Below are 15981 nucleotides of genomic sequence, written 5' to 3'. Positions count from 1 at the left end.
AGTCCCATGAAATCGACCCACGCCTACGACACCGACGTCCTCGTGGTCGGCAGCGGCCCCGCCGGCGGATCCGCGGCCCTGCTTCTGGCCACCTACGGCATCCGCACCCTGCTGGTCACCAAGTACGGCTGGCTGGCCAACACCCCCCGCGCGCACATCACCAACCAGCGCACCATGGAGGTGCTGCGCGACCTCGGCGTCGACGCCGAAGCCGCCGCGGCCGGAAGCCCCGCCGAGCTCATGGGCGACACCGTTCTGTGCACCGCCCTGGCCGGCGAGGAGATCGGCCGGATCCGCAGCTGGGGCACCGGCCCGCACACGGCGACGGAGTACGGCGCCGCCAGCCCCGTGCAGATGATCGACCTTCCGCAGACCTATCTGGAACCGATCCTGGTGAAGAACGCCGCGGAGCGGGGCGCCAAGGTCCGATTCGACACCGAGTTCCTCAGCCTGGAACAGGACGCCGACGGAGTCACTGCCCGGCTCCGGGACCGGCTGCGCGGAGACGAGTTCACCGTGCGCGCCCGCTATCTGATCGGTGCGGACGGCAGCCGCAGCGGTGTGGCCGAGCAGGTCGGGCTGCCGATCGCCGGGCAGAGCGGCAAGGCCGGCAGCATGAACATCACCTTCAAGGCCGACCTCTCCCGGCACGTGGCCCACCGCCCGAGCGTTCTGTACTGGGTGATGCGTCCCGGCGCCCATATGGGCGGCATCGGCATGGGCCTGGTGCGCATGGTGCGGCCATGGAACGAGTGGCTGCTGGTGTGGGGATACGACATCGACCAGCCCCCACCCGAGATGGACGAGGAGACCGCCCGGGACATCGTCCACGACCTCATCGGTGACCGGGACATCCCCGTCGAGATCACGTCGAGCTCGCTGTGGACGGTCAACCACAGCTACGCCACGACCTACTCGGCCGGGCGTGTCTTCTGCGCCGGGGACGCGGTGCACCGGCACCCGCCGTCCAACGGTCTCGGTTCCAACACCTCGATCCAGGACTCGTACAACCTGGCCTGGAAGCTCGCCATGGTCATCCGTGGTCAGGCCGGACCGGGGCTGCTGGACTCGTACACCGCCGAGCGGGCGCCGGTCGGCAAGCAGATCGTCGACCGCGCCAACCTCAGCCGCGACCAGTTCGGTCCGATCTTCCAGGCGCTCGGACTCGACGAGTACAGCGAGGAGGACGACATCGCCGGCGGTCTCGCCGCGTGCCGCAGCGAGACGGCCGACGGCACCAAGCGGCGGCAGGCGCTGGAGGAGGCCATCCAGCTGAAGAACTACGAGTTCAACGCCCACGGCGTCGAGATGAACCAGCGTTACGTCTCTTCCGCCGTCGTCCCGGACGGCGACGCCGGCGAGGTGTGGGCACGGGACCCGGAGTTGTTCCACCAGCCCTCGACCCGTCCCGGCGCGAAACTGCCGCACGCCTGGCTCGTCGACGGCGACGGCAACCGACTGTCCACGCTGGACGTCGTCGGCAAGGGCACCTTCACCGTGCTGACCGGGCTGTCCGGTGGCGAGTGGGAGGCCGCCGCGGCCGAATGCGGGAACACGCTGGGAATTCCGCTGACGTGCGTGCGCATCGGCTCGGAGAACAGCCGCGACGCGTACGGCGAGTGGCGCCGCACATCGGAGATGCCCGAGGACGGTTGCCTGCTCGTCCGCCCGGACGGACACATCGCCTGGCGGTCCTCCGGGCCACCTCAGGCCGACTCCTCGGCCTGCGCCGAGCTGCTCGGCGCGTTGAGAGCCGTGCTCCAGTGTTGACGGCACGGCACAGGCCCCACACAGGATCACACGAACCGAGGCTGACGCCGGTCCGGCGATCTGCCGGACCCGAACGGAGTGCAGTGCACATGGACAAGGTGGTTGCCACCGCCGAGGAGGCGCTGGTCGACGTCATGGACGGAGCATCGTTGGCCGTGGGCGGCTTCGGCCTCAGCGGTGTTCCCAATGTGCTGGTCCAGGCGCTGTACGCGACCGGCGCGAGCGGGCTCAGCGTGGTGTCCAACAACTGCGGCGTGGACGGCGGCGGCCTCGGCATCCTCCTCGCCGCGGGTCGCATCGCCCGTGTCACCGGCTCATACGTCGGCGACAACAAGGAGTTCGCCCGCCAGTACCTCTCGGGGGAGCTGCTGGTCGAGCTGACGCCGCAGGGCACGCTCGCCGAGCGCCTGCGGGCCGGCGGCTGCGGCATCCCCGCCTTCTTCACCCCCGCCGGGGTCGGCACCCAGGTCGCCGACGGCGGCCTGCCCTGGCGCTACGCACCCGACGGCACCGTGGCAGTCGCCTCACCGCCCAAGGAAATACGCGAGTTCGACGGCCGGCGCCACGTGCTCGAGCACGGCATCACCACCGACTTCGCACTCGTCCGCGCCGCCAGGGGCGACCGCCACGGCAATCTCGTTTTCCACCGCTCGGCCCGCAACTTCAACCCGCTCGCCGCCATGGCCGGCCGCGTCACCGTCGCCGAAGTGGAGCAGCTGGTCGAGCCCGGCGCCCTGGACCCGGACGAGATCCATCTCCCCGGCGTCTTCGTCCAGCGGGTGGTCGAACTGACGCCGGAACAGGCCGAGGACAAGCAGATCGAACGGCGCACTGTTTCCGCGCCTCCGGCACGAGGGACGGTGCGGCGCTGATGGCTTGGAGCAGGGACGAGATGGCCGCACGCGCGGCGGCCGAAATCCAGGACGGCGACTACGTGAACCTCGGCATCGGACTGCCCACGCTGGTACCCGAGCACATCGCCGAAGGGGTGCACGTGGTGCTCCAGTCGGAGAACGGCATCCTCGGCGTCGGCCCGTACCCGACCGACGCGGACGTGGACCCGGACCTCATCAACGCGGGCAAGGAGACGGTCACGGTGCTGCCGGGCGCGAGCTTCTTCGACTCGTCACTGTCCTTCGGGATGATCCGAGGCCGTCACATCGACGCCGCGATTCTGGGGGCCATGCAGGTCTCCGCCGCCGGGGACCTCGCCAACTGGATGATCCCGGGCAAGATGGTGAAGGGCATGGGCGGTGCGATGGATCTCATCCACGGCGCCCGGCGGGTGGTCGTCGTGATGGACCACTGTGCCAAGGACGGCAGCCCGAAGATCGTCGAGGCCTGCACCCTGCCCCTGACCGGCAGGGCATGCGTCGACCGCATCATCACCGACCTCGGCGTCCTGGACGTCACCGAGGACGGTCTCGTCCTCGTCGAGACGGCTCCCGGCGTCAGCGCGGACGACGTCGTCAGCCGTACCGCCGCGCGCGTACGAGTGCCCGACACCATCGGCTGACTGCGGTCGGCCCACCCCCTGATCGCCCGCCGGCCGAGTCTCCTGGACAGCGCCCCGGACCGGCGGGCCGGCATCACCCCCCATTCTCCCTCTCCACCACAAGGAGTCCCGATGAACGAGTACCTGCGGGACGTCTACGTCGTCGACGCCGTCCGTACCCCGATCGGCCGCTACGGCGGGGCCCTGTCCTCAGTGCGTCCCGACGACCTCGCCGCCGGCGTGCTGCGCGGTCTGCTCGACCGTAGCCCCGCCCTGGACCCGGGCCTCATCGGCGACGTGCTCTTCGGAAACTCCAACGGCGCCGGGGAGGAGAACCGCGATGTCGCCCGCATGGCGGTACTGCTGGCCGGCCTGCCCGTCACGGTCCCCGGAGCCACCGTCAATCGGCTGTGCGGCTCGGGGATGGAGGCCGTCATCCAGGCCGCCCGTGCAGTGGCGCTCGGCGATGCCTCCATCGCGGTGGCAGGCGGCGTGGAGTCCATGAGCCGCGCCCCGTGGGTGATGCCCAAACCGGACCGGGCCTTCCCGGCAGGCAACCAGCAGCTGTACTCCACCACCCTGGGCTGGAGGATGGTCAACCCGCGCATGCCCGAGGAATGGACCATCCCGCTCGGTGAGAGCGCCGAGCTGATCGCCGACACGTACGGAATCACCCGCGAGGCCCAGGACGTCTTCGCGCTCGCCAGTCACGAGAAGGCCTCGCGGGCGTGGCAGGACGGTGCCTACGACACCGAGGTGGTTCCCGTCGACGGTGTCGACCTGCCCCGCGACGAGGGAATCAGGGACGACACGTCCCTCGAGGCGCTGGCCCGCCTCAAGCCCGTCTTCCGTGAGGGCGGTACGGTCACGGCCGGCAACGCCTCGCCCCTCAACGACGGCGCGGCAGCCCTGCTGCTGGCCGACGAGGCCGGGCTGGCCGAGATCGGTCGTGAGCCGCTGGCCCGGATCCGGGCCGGCGCCGTGACCGGCATCGAGCCGCAGTACTTCGGTCTGGGCCCGGTGGAAGCCATCCGCAAGGCCCTGACGAAGGCCGGGCGCGACTTCGGGGACCTGCGCACCATCGAGCTCAACGAGGCCTACGCCGCCCAGGCATTGGGCTGCCTCGCGGCCCTGCCCGACCTCGACCCCGACGTCCTCAACACGAGGGGCGGAGCCATCGCCCTGGGACATCCCCTCGGCGCCTCCGGCGCCCGCATCGCCGGAGCAGTCGCCCACCAGCTCGCCGAAGCGGGCTCGGGCACGGGTCTGGCCGCGCTGTGCATCGGTGTCGGGCAGGGCCTGGCCCTGGTCCTGGAGCGCTGAGTCAAGCCCTGCGGTCGGCGCACCGCGGCATGGCGGTGGCCGCGTCGTGGGTACGGTGGGCATCCGGGTGAGTGCCGCGGGCGCGAGGTCATCACCCCCGGATGGGCGTACCCCACTGGATCGAGTCACATGAGCTGGTTTCGGCCGCGTGTGCCACCGCGCCACCATTGAGAAGCGTGTGGGCGTCGTCGCTCTGCCGTCTCAAAGATGCGGCGCCTCGGCACAGCTCCCTCGCACTCCGCGCTACCGGTACCAGACGTCCGGCAGAGAGGACTCCCTGGTGCCGTCGAGAGTTCCCGGCCTCGTCATTGCGATCGAATTCGAGTGGCAGCTCGACGGTGGTCAGCTGAGACTGAGGCAACGGTTTCGAACCGGACAACGGATCCGCGCGCGAGCTCACCGCGGTGGCCATCGGCCCGGACCTCGGCGAGCGCTACCTCGACACCATCTACCACACCAACTGGCTGCAGGACATCTACGGTGAGGACGTACTCAACTCCCACGAGGCGCCCGCCGATTCCTGGGCAGCCTCCGCCACGTCACCGGTACGGTGGCGCCGGCGGCCGGACCTGCAGACCGGCGACCGCAATGGCAACCAGCGCCATCAGCTGCAGGGTCGTAGGACCTGAGCCGAACTACGCCTGGCGCACCTGGGTGGACGAATCGTCAGCTGGACGGCCTGCCTGCCGGCCGACCCCGATTTCGCCGCCGTGGCAGCGGTCTGCCCGGCCACAACCCACCACGGCGGGGGCAGTGCAGGCGATGCGCGCCGGCTGACGATTCCCAGCCCTCGCGATCACCGTGCCGGCACCGTTGTTGCGCCGCCAAGTCCAAGTCGCCTCAAGGTATCGGCGGCAGCGCCTGGTACACCGCGGCCAAGGCCCCGGCGGGGGACGTGCCACCGTTGTCGACGGCCGTGTGGCCGTCGTGCACGATCACGCGGGTGATGCCGTCGAACACGGGCGGGCCGGTCGGCCGGGAGGGCAGTCGGGAGAAGTCCACTTCCGCCAGCGCGGCGCGGAGTTCGGTGAGATCGCCCGGCTTCATCCTGCCAGACCGGTTCTTCCTCTTGGGGGTGACGGCAACGTATCTGCCGTCACCGTAGATGACGAGGGAGTTGTGCCGTCCGTCGATGCCGCCGCTTTCCGTGAAGGCGACGAGGACGGCGTCCGGCTCCAGGGCCGGTGCGCTCGCGGAGGTACCCGGTGCCGGTGTGCCGCCAGAGGTCGTCCTGGCCGAGTCGGAGCGGGTTGCAGTGGGCGTTCCACCGGCCCTGCTCTCGGGCGGGTCCCCGTTCCCGGCACAGCCCGTCACGCACAGTGTCACGATCACCAGCCCGGTCACGCCCATCATGCACTTCATGACCATCCCCCGACCGCCTCGGCGCGTGCTGCGTCGCGCAGAGAGTATCCAGGGCCTGCGTCGAGCCGGAAGACGGTGCGGGCGCGGCAATTGGTGACGGGCCTCACCGGCCAGTTCATGACCTGTGGGCCGGACACGGCCTCCCTGCCGGATCCGGTACTCGGTGCCCCGACTGCGAGGCGGGACGGTGGGCGGCGTCGGCCGGCCTCGGGTCGGCGAAACGCACCAGCTGACGGCGGAGGCAATCAGGGGTGCTGACGTGGGGTTCCAGGTCAGCACCAAACGAGCCCGGGCATCAGCACCAGCCCCCGAACCATGTCGTACGACGCAACTCGGACAGGCGCCCGTGCCCGCTCAGCCGACCTCATCGGAGCCCGAACCTCTGCCTCATGGTGGCCGCGCGCACAGCCGCGTCCGTAACTATGGTCTCCCACCACATACGCCCCTGACCTGCCCCTTCCTACGGTGTGGCGACACGGAAACGTCCCCGCAACCGTCCGGAAGTGGTACCCATGGCCGCCTCGGCATCCGCACCGCCAACCACCCGCTCGCTCAAGCGCATCGTCGCCGCAAGCCTCATCGGGACCACCATCGAGTGGTACGACTTCTTTCTCTACGGGTCAGCAGCCGCGCTCGTCTTCCCCACGCTGTTCTTCCCCCAGTCCGACCCGCTCGTCGGAACGCTCCTCTCCTTCCTCACCTACGCGGTCGGCTTCGCAGCCCGGCCACTCGGCGCCCTGGTGTTCGGACACTACGGCGACCGGCTCGGCCGCAAGAAGCTGCTGGTTCTGAGTCTGCTGCTGATGGGTGCGGCGACCTTCGCCATCGGGCTGCTGCCGACGCATGCCACCGTCGGTGCCGCCGCTCCGGTACTGCTCACGGCCCTGCGACTGGTGCAGGGCTTCGCCCTCGGTGGTGAGTGGGGCGGGGCTGTGCTGCTCGTATCGGAGCACGGGGATGCGAAGCGGCGTGGGTTCTGGGCCTCCTGGCCGCAGACCGGGGCGCCAGCCGGGCAGCTGCTCGCGACCGGGGTGCTCTCCGCGCTCACCGCGCTGCTGTCGGATTCCGCCTTCGGGGCCTGGGGCTGGCGCATCCCGTTCCTGCTCTCCGGTGTGCTGGTGGTCGTCGGCTTGTGGATTCGTCTCTCTGTCGATGAATCACCGGTGTTCAAGGCTGCGCTGGCGCAGGCCGAGCAGCGCAAGGGAGCCGCCGCGGCGGCCGAGAAGATGCCGCTCGTCGCCGTGCTGCGGCACCACTGGCGGGATGTCCTCATCGCCATGGGGGCCAGGATGGCGGAGAACATCAGCTACTACGTGATCACGGCGTTCATCCTCGTGTACGCGACGATTGCCGCTGACCTGAGCAGGCAGACGGCGCTGAACGCCGTACTCATCGCCTCCGCCATCCACTTCGCGGTCATCCCGGTGTGGGGCGCGCTGTCGGACCGGTTCGGCCGCAAGCCCATCTATCTGATCGGGGCGGTCGGTGTGGGGCTGTGGATGTTCCCGTTCTTCGCGCTGATCGACAGCAGCAGCTTCGGAAGCCTGCTGCTCGCCGTCACGGTCGGGCTCATCTTCCACGGGGCGATGTACGCGCCTCAGGCGGCCTTCTTCTCGGAGATGTTCGCGACCCGGATGCGGTACTCGGGTGCGTCGATCGGTGCTCAGTTCTCTTCGGTCGCAGCCGGTGCCCCGGCGCCGCTCATCGCCACCGCCCTATACGAGAACCACCACAGCTCGACATGGATCTCGCTGTATGTGATCGCGGCGGCGCTCATCACCGTGCTGGCGGTCGTCTGTGCCAAGGAGACCCGGCACCGCGACCTCGAAAACATCGAGGCGGCACCGGAGCGGGACGCGTCCGCGGCTGTGGTCGCCGACGCCCGTACCGCATGAGCATCTGACTGTGTGAGTCCTGGAATCGCCGGACGGGCTGAGTGGTCGAGCCCGTCCGGCGTCTGCATGAGCGGCTGCTGCTACTGCGTCACTGCTGCCCCGCGGGCTCGAACCAGGTGGGTTCGTCCGTGAGCGACTGCTTGATTCGCAGGAGCCCGAACTCGTTGAGCGGCGGCAGGGCGTCGACCGGGAACCAGCCCACCTCCAGCGACTCGTCGTCATTGACGCGCGCCTCGCCCCCGGTCGCCCGGCAGCGGAAGGTGACGTCCAGGAACTGGCACCGGTCGCCGTTCGCGTACTGCACGGGATCGAGCATCTGCGTGAGCACCACCCGCTCCGCCACGCAGTGCACGGCGGTCTCCTCGTACACCTCGCGGACCGCCGACACGGCCGGCTGCTCCCCCGGCTCGCAGATGCCACCGATGACCGACCATTTGCCGGTGTCGGCGCGTCTCCCGAGCAGAACCCGGCCCTCGTCGTCGAAGACCACGGCAGTGACGCCCGGCAGCAGGAGCAGCTGTGTACCGGCAGTGACACGGAGTTCGCGGATGAAGTCAGGAGTGGCCATGGGGACGACCATACGTGGCCCGCCCGGTGCCGCTCACCGCGCGCGGCGGACCCGTACCGACCGGACAGCCACCCAGCCCAGTCCCGCCACGGCGATCAGCACGAGCAGCCCTTCGGGGAGCGTGCCCAGCCGGGTCGCGGGGGTCAGGGACGAGCGCAGCGGCACCTTGTCCACCAGCGCGTCCGCGGTGAACATCTTCGTCTGCTGGACGATCGTCCCGTCCGGGCGGATGATCGCGCTGACCCCGCTGGTGACGGGGACGACGACGGACCGGCTGTGCTCGACGGCCCGCACCCGGCTCATGGCCAGCTGCTGGTACGTCATCTCGCTTCGGCCGAAGGTGGCGTTGTTGCTGGGGACGGCGATCAGCTGGCTGCCGTGTTCGACGGTGTCCCGTACGGCATCGTCGAAGGCGGCTTCGTAGCAGGTGACGAGCCCCACCTGGGTGCCCGCCAGATCGAAGACGCCGACCTTCTTGCCCGGTCCGAAGTCGCGCTGCACCCGGTCGACGTCCGAGCTGAAGACGCGTGCGATCGAGCGCATCGGCATGTACTCGCCGAAGGGCTGGATGTGGCGCTTGTCGTACGTGGCGACGGGGCCGCCGTTCGGGTCCCACTGGATGAGGGTGTTGCGCAGTTTGCCGGTGTTGGGCTCGACGACCGCGCCGACCACGGTGGGGGCGTTGATCGCCTTCACGGCGTCGTCGATGACGATCCGCGCGTCCGCGTTGCGGTAGGGGTCGAGGTCGGAGGAGTTCTCCGGCCACAGGACGAAGTCGGGCTGCGGTACCTTGCCCGCCTTCACCTCGCGGGCGAGCTGTTCGGTACGGCGTGCGTGGTTGTCGAGGACGGCGCGGCGCTGGGAGTTGAAGTCGAGTCCGAGACGGGGCACATTGCCCTGGATCGCTGCGACGGTCGCGGTGCCGTCCTCCGCCGAGTCGTCGACGAGCGGCAGCGCGGCCAGCGCCCCGGCAAGGGGTACGAGGACGGTCACGGCCGCGGCGGCGACCGCGGCTCGGGGGACCTGACCGGTGCTGCGGTACGTACGGAAGGAACGCACCGCTTCGAAGAGGCCGAAGCCGCACAGCACCACCGCGAACGAGAGCAGCGGTGTGCCACCGACGGCCGCGAGCGGCAGGAACACACTGTCCGGCTGTCCGAACGCGATCTTGCCCCAGGGGAAGCCGCCGAAGGGCGCCCTGGCCCGGACCGCCTCGTCCAGCGTCCAGACGGCGGCGGCCCAGACCGGCCACCAGGCGAGCCGGGACACGGCGGCGATCCCGATGCAGCCCACCGCGACGAACAGCGCTTCGGCGACGGCGAGCGCCAGCCATGGGACGGGGCCGACCTCCTCGCCCGTCCAGTGCAGCAGCGGCAGCATGAAGCCGAGGCCGGCCAGCAGGCCCAGGCCGAATCCGGCGCGCAGCCGACGGCCGTGCAGGCACCAGCCGAGCAGTGCGAAGCCGGGCAGAACCAGCCACCACAGGGGCCGGGGCGGGAAGCTCAGGTACAGCATCACCCCCGCGAGCACGGCCGCGGCAGGCCGTACGAGCCCCGGCAGAAGCCGTCTGCCCCCGGCCGTAGGGGTGGACTGTGGGTCGTCGACTGCGGTGATGGTGGCGCTCACCAGGCGGAGTCTACGGTGGTCGGCTGTGTGCGGGGCAGTCCCGTGCCATTGCCGGAATCATCCATGCCGGATCGTTCCTGCGCTTTTCCTCCACAAAGTCGCACCACTGCCGTTACCGTGTGCGCCAGTCCCCCGCCGACCGGCCGCATCCGGCCGTCGCGGACGGGACGGTCACAGTTCGGGGGGTCGGACGGATGACTGCACCGGTAGGCGGGTACGCGGCTCGGGAACGCGGCAACGCGTCCGACGGAGCCGGAGCGGTGATTCTCGCCGCCTGCGCGATCTGGTCGTTGGTCAGCGCGGCCGGGCGGGAGACCAGGCCGGAGGGCGTGCTGCTGGCACTGCTGGCCGTCGCCGCGGGCTTCGCCTGCGGTCGGATCTGCGGCACGCTGCTGCCGGTGGCCACCGCCTCGGCTGCCGCCGTCGCCGCCCTCGTCATGGCCCTCCTCTCACGCAGCAGTGGCATGCCGGGGGCCACCGCCGCCGTCGACATCGCGCCGGGGCACACCGGGGCGGCGGCCGCGCTGCTGGTACTGGCTGCGGGCGCCGCCTGCTGCGCGGCCGCGGCGGCCCGGCGGGCTCCGTTACGCCTCGCACTGCGGCTGCTCGCGTTCGGTACCGCCTGCGCCGCGCTGACCATGCGGTCGGTGGCCGGATTCGTCGCGGCGCTCGGGGTACTGCTCTGTTCGCTGGCCGCGGCGAGAGTGCGCCGCAGGCTGCTCGGGCTCGCCGGGTTCGCACTGGTCACGGCGCTGGTCGTCGGTGCGTCGTGGGCGGTGGCGGAGGAAGCGCTGCCCGACGGCCTGATGATCTCCCTGGAGGGCCAGCTCACCGGGAACCGCGTGCTTCTGTGGCAGGACGCGGTGACGCTCGCCAAGGAGCATCCGGTGCTGGGCGTCGGACCCGACCGGTTCGCCGAGATGAGCCCGACCGCCCAGCACACTCTGCGGTCCGACGGTAAGCCTCACTCGGCGCCGCTGCAGCAGGCCGCCGAACAGGGCGTGGTGGGGGTGACGCTGTTGGGTGCGGCCTTCGGCTGGCTGCTGTACGTGCTCCGGCGCTCGCCCCGCTCCACGGCAGTCGTCCTGACGGCGGGTGCCGCGCTCACCGCGCTGGCGGCCCTGGCGAGTGTCGGAAACGCACTGAGCTTCACGCCCGTGACGGCGGGCGCAGGACTGCTCGCAGGGCTGGCATCGGCCCGGCTGCCCATCGGGGACGGCAGAGCCCCTTCGGACACGGCAGGAGCGGCTGACGGGACCCGCACGGAGGGTGACGAGGATGCGGGACGTTCCGCGCACGGGACGCAGACCACGGCCGAACGTGGCCCACGGGCGGATCGCACCCCGCTCTGACCGGCCGGGGCGGCTGAACCACTCAGGCTCTTACCCGCTCAGGCACCGGCCGCTGCGCCGGCCGCCGGCATCTGGAGCTGCTCGCGGATGAACCGTACGCCCGCCTCCGCGTCGTCCACCGTGACCGTGAAGCTCCTGCCGTCGCCGAGCCTGACGACCAGACCCTCCCCCTTGCGGACCACCACCGCCGTGCCCTTCTCGGGGCGCCAGCGGTAGCCCCAGCCGCCCCACTGGCGCGGGGTGACCCGGGGTACGAAATCCGCGCCCACCACGTGGGTGAGCAGGATCCGGCGGCGCGGCAGCCCCATGTGGCCGCAGCGCACTTCAAGGGCGTGCCCGTCGACCCGGACGGCCACGTTCACAAAGGCGAGCGTGCCGAACAGCATGAGGAGTCCGGCCGCCACGCAGCCGATCACAGACATCAGCAGCGGGATGACGCCGGAGGTCCAGTTGGAGCTCACCGCGAGCTGAATACCCAGGGCCGTGCAGGCCGCACCGGCGGCCGCGAGTACCCACTGCACCTTGTTGGTGGCCCGGCCGGTCCAGACGGCGGGAGATGTCTCGGCTCCGGCATGCGTCGGTTTTCGGGGCTGGTCCCTCATGCCAGCAGCGTACTCAGAATCCGGGCAGCCGCGACGGCTCCGACGGCCCTCACCGGGCCGCCGCAGGCTCAGCGGGCAGGGCTGACGGCCCCCAGCAGCAGGCCCTCGGCGTAGGCCAGGGCGACGTCCGGCAACTCGGCGGCGCGGCCGCTGAGGAGCACGGTGAGCGAGGTGGCCGGTTCGGCCGAAGGAGCGGGTACGGCGCCGATCCGGCGCAGCGCCTGGGCGGCGACGGCCCCGGCGGAGCCGTGCAGCGTGACGGGCGGCAGGCCGGGCTGCTGTAGGGCGGACCGGATCCGCTCGGCGACCAGTTCGTAGTGGGTGCAGCCCAGAACGACGGCCCTTACGTCCGGTGGGGTGAGAGCGGCCGCCGCCGCGACGGCACGGTCGATCGCGGCTTCGTCCGCGTTCTGCACGGCGTCGGCGAGACCGGGGCACGGAACTTCGGTGACGGCGACCGAGCGGGCGAAGTCACCGATGAGTCCGCGCTGGTACGGGCTGCCCGTGGTGGCGGGAGTGGCCCAGATCGCGACCGGACCGCCACCGGCCGCGGCCGGCTTGATCGCGGGGACGGTGCCGACGACCGGCAGCGTGGGTTCCAGCTCGGCGCGGAGCGTCGGCAGGGCGTGTACGGAGGCGGTGTTGCACGCGACGATCAGTGCGTCGGGCCGGTGGGCAGCCGCCGCACGGGCCACGGCGAGCGCGCGTGCGGTCACGTCCTGCGGCGTACGAGGACCCCACGGCATGCCGTCGGGGTCGGAGGAGAGCACCAGATCGGCGTCGGGTCTCAGCCGGCGTACCGCGGCGGCCGCCGCGAGCAGGCCGATTCCGGAGTCCATGAGCGCGATCTTCACCCGGTCACCATAGTCGACCGCCCTTGCGGTCTCGTCACAGTGGGGCAGACTGCGGCGAATGAGTGCCGTTGCCTGGATCGCCGTTGGTTCGCTTGCCGCATGGATGTGGCTGCTGCTGGGACAAGGGTTCTTCTGGCGGACCGACCAGCGGTTGCCGCGGCGCACGACCCCGGACGGCTGGCCGTCGGTCGCGATCGTCGTGCCCGCCCGCGACGAGGCGGACATGCTGCCGGTGAGTCTGCCGTCGCTGCTGGCGCAGGACTATCCGGGGGCCGCGGAGGTCATCCTGGTCGACGACTGCAGCAAGGACGGCACGGGGGACCTGGCCCGTGCGCTGTCCGTGCAGTACGGCGGGCTTCCGGTGACGGTGGTGTCGCCCGGGGAGCCCGAGCCGGGCTGGACGGGCAAGCTGTGGGCCGTGCGGCACGGGATCTCCCTGGCGCGGGCCCGGGAGCCGGCGCCGGAGTACCTGCTCCTGACGGACGCGGACATCGCGCATGAGCCGGACAGCCTGCGGGAGCTGGTCGCCGCTGCCCGCTCCGGCGGGTTCGACCTGGTCTCGCAGATGGCGCGACTGAGGGTGGCGAGCGCATGGGAGCACCTCGTCGTGCCGGCCTTCGTGTATTTTTTCGCGCAGCTCTATCCGTTCCGGTGGGTGAACCGGGCGACGGCGCGGACCGCGGCCGCGGCGGGCGGGTGCGTGCTGCTGCGGACCGGGGCCGCGGAGCAGGCGCGGGTGCCGGAGTCGATCCGGCAGGCGGTGATCGACGATGTGTCGCTGGCGCGCGCGGTGCAGCGCAGCGGCGGCCGGATCTGGCTGGGGCTCGCGGAGCGGGTGGACAGTGTGCGGCCGTATCCCCGGCTGGCGGATCTCTGGCGGATGGTCTCGCGGAGCGCGTACGCCCAGTTGCGGCACAACCCGCTGCTGCTCGTCGGTACGGTGCTGGGCCTCGCGCTCGTCTATCTCGCACCGCCGGTCACGCTCGCGGCGGGGCTGCTGGGCGGGGATCCGCCGGCGGCGTGGGCGGGTGGCGCGGCGTGGGTGGTGATGGCCGGGACGTATATGCCGATGCTGGGTTTCTACCGGCAGTCGCTCTGGCTGGCGCCACTGCTGCCGTTCACGGCCGTGCTCTATCTGCTGATGACGGTCGACTCGGCGCTGCAGCACTACCGGGGCCGTGGCGCGGCCTGGAAGGGGCGTACCTACGCCCGTCCCGAGGCCGCGCCGGACCGTTGAGCGGATGGCGGTACCGGTCCGCCGGCGGTGGCGGGACCGGACGGACCGGGGGTGGTGAGCTGCTGTCGGTTTACTGAGCCGAAGTGAGTGGTGGCGTGCGGGAGTGAGTTCTGTGGGTGGGTTTGCGGAGGTGGGAACGGGGGTTCTGGGGCCGAATGGGTGACCTTGGTGGCTGTTGCTCGTTGGGCTGGGTGGCAGGTGTCCGGCCTGAGGAGGGGTGATGTGGTGGGTACCTTGCGAGAGCTGACGGCCCCCTTTGTGGTGCCCGGGCCGTGCGGGGTGGCGGTCCGGGACCGTCTCAAGCACCTGACCGCCCAGGACGAGAGGGTGCTGCGTGCGGTCGGTGAGCATCAGGGTGCGCTGGCGTCCCGTGATCTCAGGGCTCGCTGTGTGGACGGTCTGGAGCACGGTGCGGACACCTGGGCGTCGCGTAAGCGGGAGCTGACGGCGCTGTCGTCGTCGCGGATCGCGGGTGCGATCACCAAAGGCCACGCACGATCAGTGGGCGCTGGCGCGGCGTTGCCAGGCGGCGTATATCCGGAAGCTGGATGCCGGGATCAGGACCCTGCGGCACCGCCTGTCCCTCCCGGTCGGGGAGAAGGGCGCCAAGCGCGTGGCGGGCGGCTACCGGTCGAAGAGCGAGTGGTTCCGCAAGTCCCGGCGCCTCGCGGCGCTGGAGGCGCGGCACACGGCGGCTGTCGCCGACCGGCAGGCCGGACGGGTGCGGGTGGTGCGGGGCGGCAAGCGTCTCCTGAACACCCGCCACCACCTCGCCCAGGCCGGTCTCACCGAGGCGCAGTGGCGGGAACGCTGGCAAGCGGAACGCTGGTTCATCGCTGCCGATGGTGAGTCGGGGAAGCGGTTCGGGAACGAGACGATCCGCGTCACTCCGGACGGCGAAGTGTCCATCAGACTGCCTGCCCCGCTCGCGCACCTGGCCAACGCCCGGCACGGCCGGTACACCCTCACCTCCACCGTGTCGTTCGCGCACCGGGGCCAGGAGTGGGCCGACCGCATCACCGCGAACCGGGCCGTCGCCTACCGCATCCACCTCGACACGGAGCGCGGCCGCTGGTACCTCACCGCATCCTGGCAGCGCCCCCTCGTGCAGACCATCCCGTTCGAGACTGCCCGCGCCCGGGGCATGATCGGCGTCGACACCAACGCCGACCACTTCGCCGCCTACCTTCTCGACCGGCACGGCAACCCGGTCGGCGATCCGCACCGCTTCGGCTACGACCTGTCCGGTTCGGCCGGTCACCGAGACGCCCAGATCCGCCACGCCCTGACCCGCCTGATCAACTGGGCCAAGTGTGTCGGTGTCGCCGCGATCGGCATCGAAGACCTCGACTTCACGCCTGAGAAGACCAGGGAGAAGCACGGCCGCCGCAAGCGGTTCCGCCAGCTCATCTCCGGCATCCCCACCGGGAAGCTCAAGGCCCGGCTGGTCTCCATGGCCGCCGAACGCGGCCTCGCGATCGTCGCGGTCGACCCCGCCTACACCAGCCTGTGGGGTGCCCAGCACTGGCAGAAACCGCTGGCCACCCCACGCCGAAAGATGTCCCGTCACGATGCCGCGGGCATCGCGATCGGGAGACGCGCCCTCGGACACCCGGTCCGGGATGGGGTATCCCCTGCTCGAACGGAGTTGAGAGCTTGGGGAAGGACGGCACCGCCCCCGCATGACCGGAGTGATCGTGCGGGGCATCGGACCGCCCAGGCCGGACCAGGTGACCGGGGGCGTGAGGGAACCCGCCCACCCACAACGGACCGGCCCCCTGGAGGGCCGTCGCCGAGCGGGAAGCGAAAGCGGGGGACCAGTGCATCCAACACCGTTCGGGATGCACCCAGCACGCAGCAGAGGGCCCAAGACTCACTCATGCACGCTGGTTAGGAA

At 70.9% G+C, this 15981-nt stretch carries 12 protein-coding genes and 2 pseudogenes; 9 read left to right on the top strand and 5 right to left on the bottom strand.

The window, feature by feature from the left end:
* Nucleotides 1-6 precede the first annotated feature (6 nt).
* From ACWCP8_RS33725 to ACWCP8_RS33705, 5 genes and pseudogenes are all read left to right on the top strand, one after another.
* Nucleotides 7-1770, top strand: a complete 1764-nt coding sequence (locus tag ACWCP8_RS33725) for an FAD-dependent oxidoreductase (protein ID WP_451120038.1) — start codon at nucleotides 7-9, stop codon at nucleotides 1768-1770.
* 89 nt (nucleotides 1771-1859) lie between these two features.
* Entirely contained in the window at nucleotides 1860-2642 is a 783-nt protein-coding gene (locus ACWCP8_RS33720) for a CoA transferase subunit A (protein ID WP_352267165.1), read from the top strand.
* Nucleotides 2642-3286 (top strand): CoA transferase subunit B, encoded by a 645-nt coding sequence (locus tag ACWCP8_RS33715; RefSeq protein ID WP_451120035.1) that lies wholly within the window; start codon nucleotides 2642-2644, stop codon nucleotides 3284-3286. The genes ACWCP8_RS33720 and ACWCP8_RS33715 overlap by 1 nt, the downstream gene beginning before the upstream one ends.
* Nucleotides 3287-3397: 111 nt before the next feature.
* Nucleotides 3398-4588, top strand: a complete 1191-nt coding sequence (locus ACWCP8_RS33710) for a thiolase family protein (protein WP_451120033.1) — start codon at nucleotides 3398-3400, stop codon at nucleotides 4586-4588.
* Between the two features lie 389 nt (nucleotides 4589-4977).
* Nucleotides 4978-5217 (top strand): annotated as a pseudogene (locus ACWCP8_RS33705) (2,3-diaminopropionate biosynthesis protein SbnA); the annotation flags it as partial.
* Between the two features lie 211 nt (nucleotides 5218-5428).
* Here ACWCP8_RS33705 and ACWCP8_RS33700 read toward each other — a convergent pair.
* A complete protein-coding gene (locus ACWCP8_RS33700) occupies nucleotides 5429-5950 on the bottom strand; it encodes a hypothetical protein (RefSeq protein WP_451120031.1) in 522 nt (173 codons plus the stop codon).
* 512 nt (nucleotides 5951-6462) lie between these two features.
* Here ACWCP8_RS33700 and ACWCP8_RS33695 point away from each other — a divergent pair.
* On the top strand, nucleotides 6463-7845 hold the full coding sequence (locus ACWCP8_RS33695; protein WP_451120029.1) for an MFS transporter: 1383 nt from the start codon (nucleotides 6463-6465) through the stop codon (nucleotides 7843-7845).
* Nucleotides 7846-7933: 88 nt separating this feature from the next.
* Here the strand turns inward: ACWCP8_RS33695 and ACWCP8_RS33690 are convergent, their stop codons facing one another.
* Together ACWCP8_RS33690 and lnt are read right to left on the bottom strand one after the other, a co-directional pair.
* The gene (locus tag ACWCP8_RS33690) at nucleotides 7934-8413 is read right to left on the bottom strand and encodes an NUDIX hydrolase (RefSeq protein ID WP_352267171.1); all 480 of its coding nucleotides are present in this window, start codon (nucleotides 8411-8413) and stop codon (nucleotides 7934-7936) included.
* Nucleotides 8414-8446: 33 nt separating this feature from the next.
* A complete protein-coding gene (gene lnt, locus ACWCP8_RS33685; RefSeq protein WP_352267172.1) occupies nucleotides 8447-10039 on the bottom strand; it encodes an apolipoprotein N-acyltransferase in 1593 nt (530 codons plus the stop codon).
* A 194-nt stretch (nucleotides 10040-10233) separates the two neighbouring features.
* Here lnt and ACWCP8_RS33680 point away from each other — a divergent pair, with 194 nt between their 5' ends.
* Nucleotides 10234-11391, top strand: coding sequence for an O-antigen ligase family protein (locus tag ACWCP8_RS33680; RefSeq protein WP_352267173.1), 1158 nt, complete (start codon nucleotides 10234-10236; stop codon nucleotides 11389-11391).
* 38 nt (nucleotides 11392-11429) lie between these two features.
* Here the strand turns inward: ACWCP8_RS33680 and ACWCP8_RS33675 are convergent, their stop codons facing one another.
* Both ACWCP8_RS33675 and ACWCP8_RS33670 read right to left on the bottom strand, forming a co-directional pair.
* Entirely contained in the window at nucleotides 11430-11993 is a 564-nt protein-coding gene (locus ACWCP8_RS33675) for a hypothetical protein (protein WP_352267174.1), read from the bottom strand.
* Between the two features lie 68 nt (nucleotides 11994-12061).
* On the bottom strand, nucleotides 12062-12847 hold the full coding sequence (locus tag ACWCP8_RS33670) for a glutamate racemase (RefSeq protein ID WP_352267175.1): 786 nt from the start codon (nucleotides 12845-12847) through the stop codon (nucleotides 12062-12064).
* Nucleotides 12848-12905: 58 nt separating this feature from the next.
* On the opposite strand from ACWCP8_RS33670, the gene ACWCP8_RS33665 reads away from it, so the two are divergent.
* Nucleotides 12906-14084 carry a glycosyltransferase gene (locus ACWCP8_RS33665; RefSeq protein WP_356002311.1) on the top strand — a complete coding sequence of 393 codons (1179 nt, stop codon included), beginning with the start codon at nucleotides 12906-12908 and terminating at the stop codon, nucleotides 14082-14084.
* A gap of 225 nt (nucleotides 14085-14309) precedes the next feature.
* A pseudogene (locus ACWCP8_RS33660) lies at nucleotides 14310-15978 on the top strand (IS200/IS605 family accessory protein TnpB-related protein).
* The last annotated feature ends 3 nt before the right edge of the window (nucleotides 15979-15981 follow it).

It is taken from the genome of Streptomyces sp. NPDC002206 (assembly GCF_053593595.1).
This window is presented reverse-complemented; position numbering and strand designations above follow the sequence as displayed.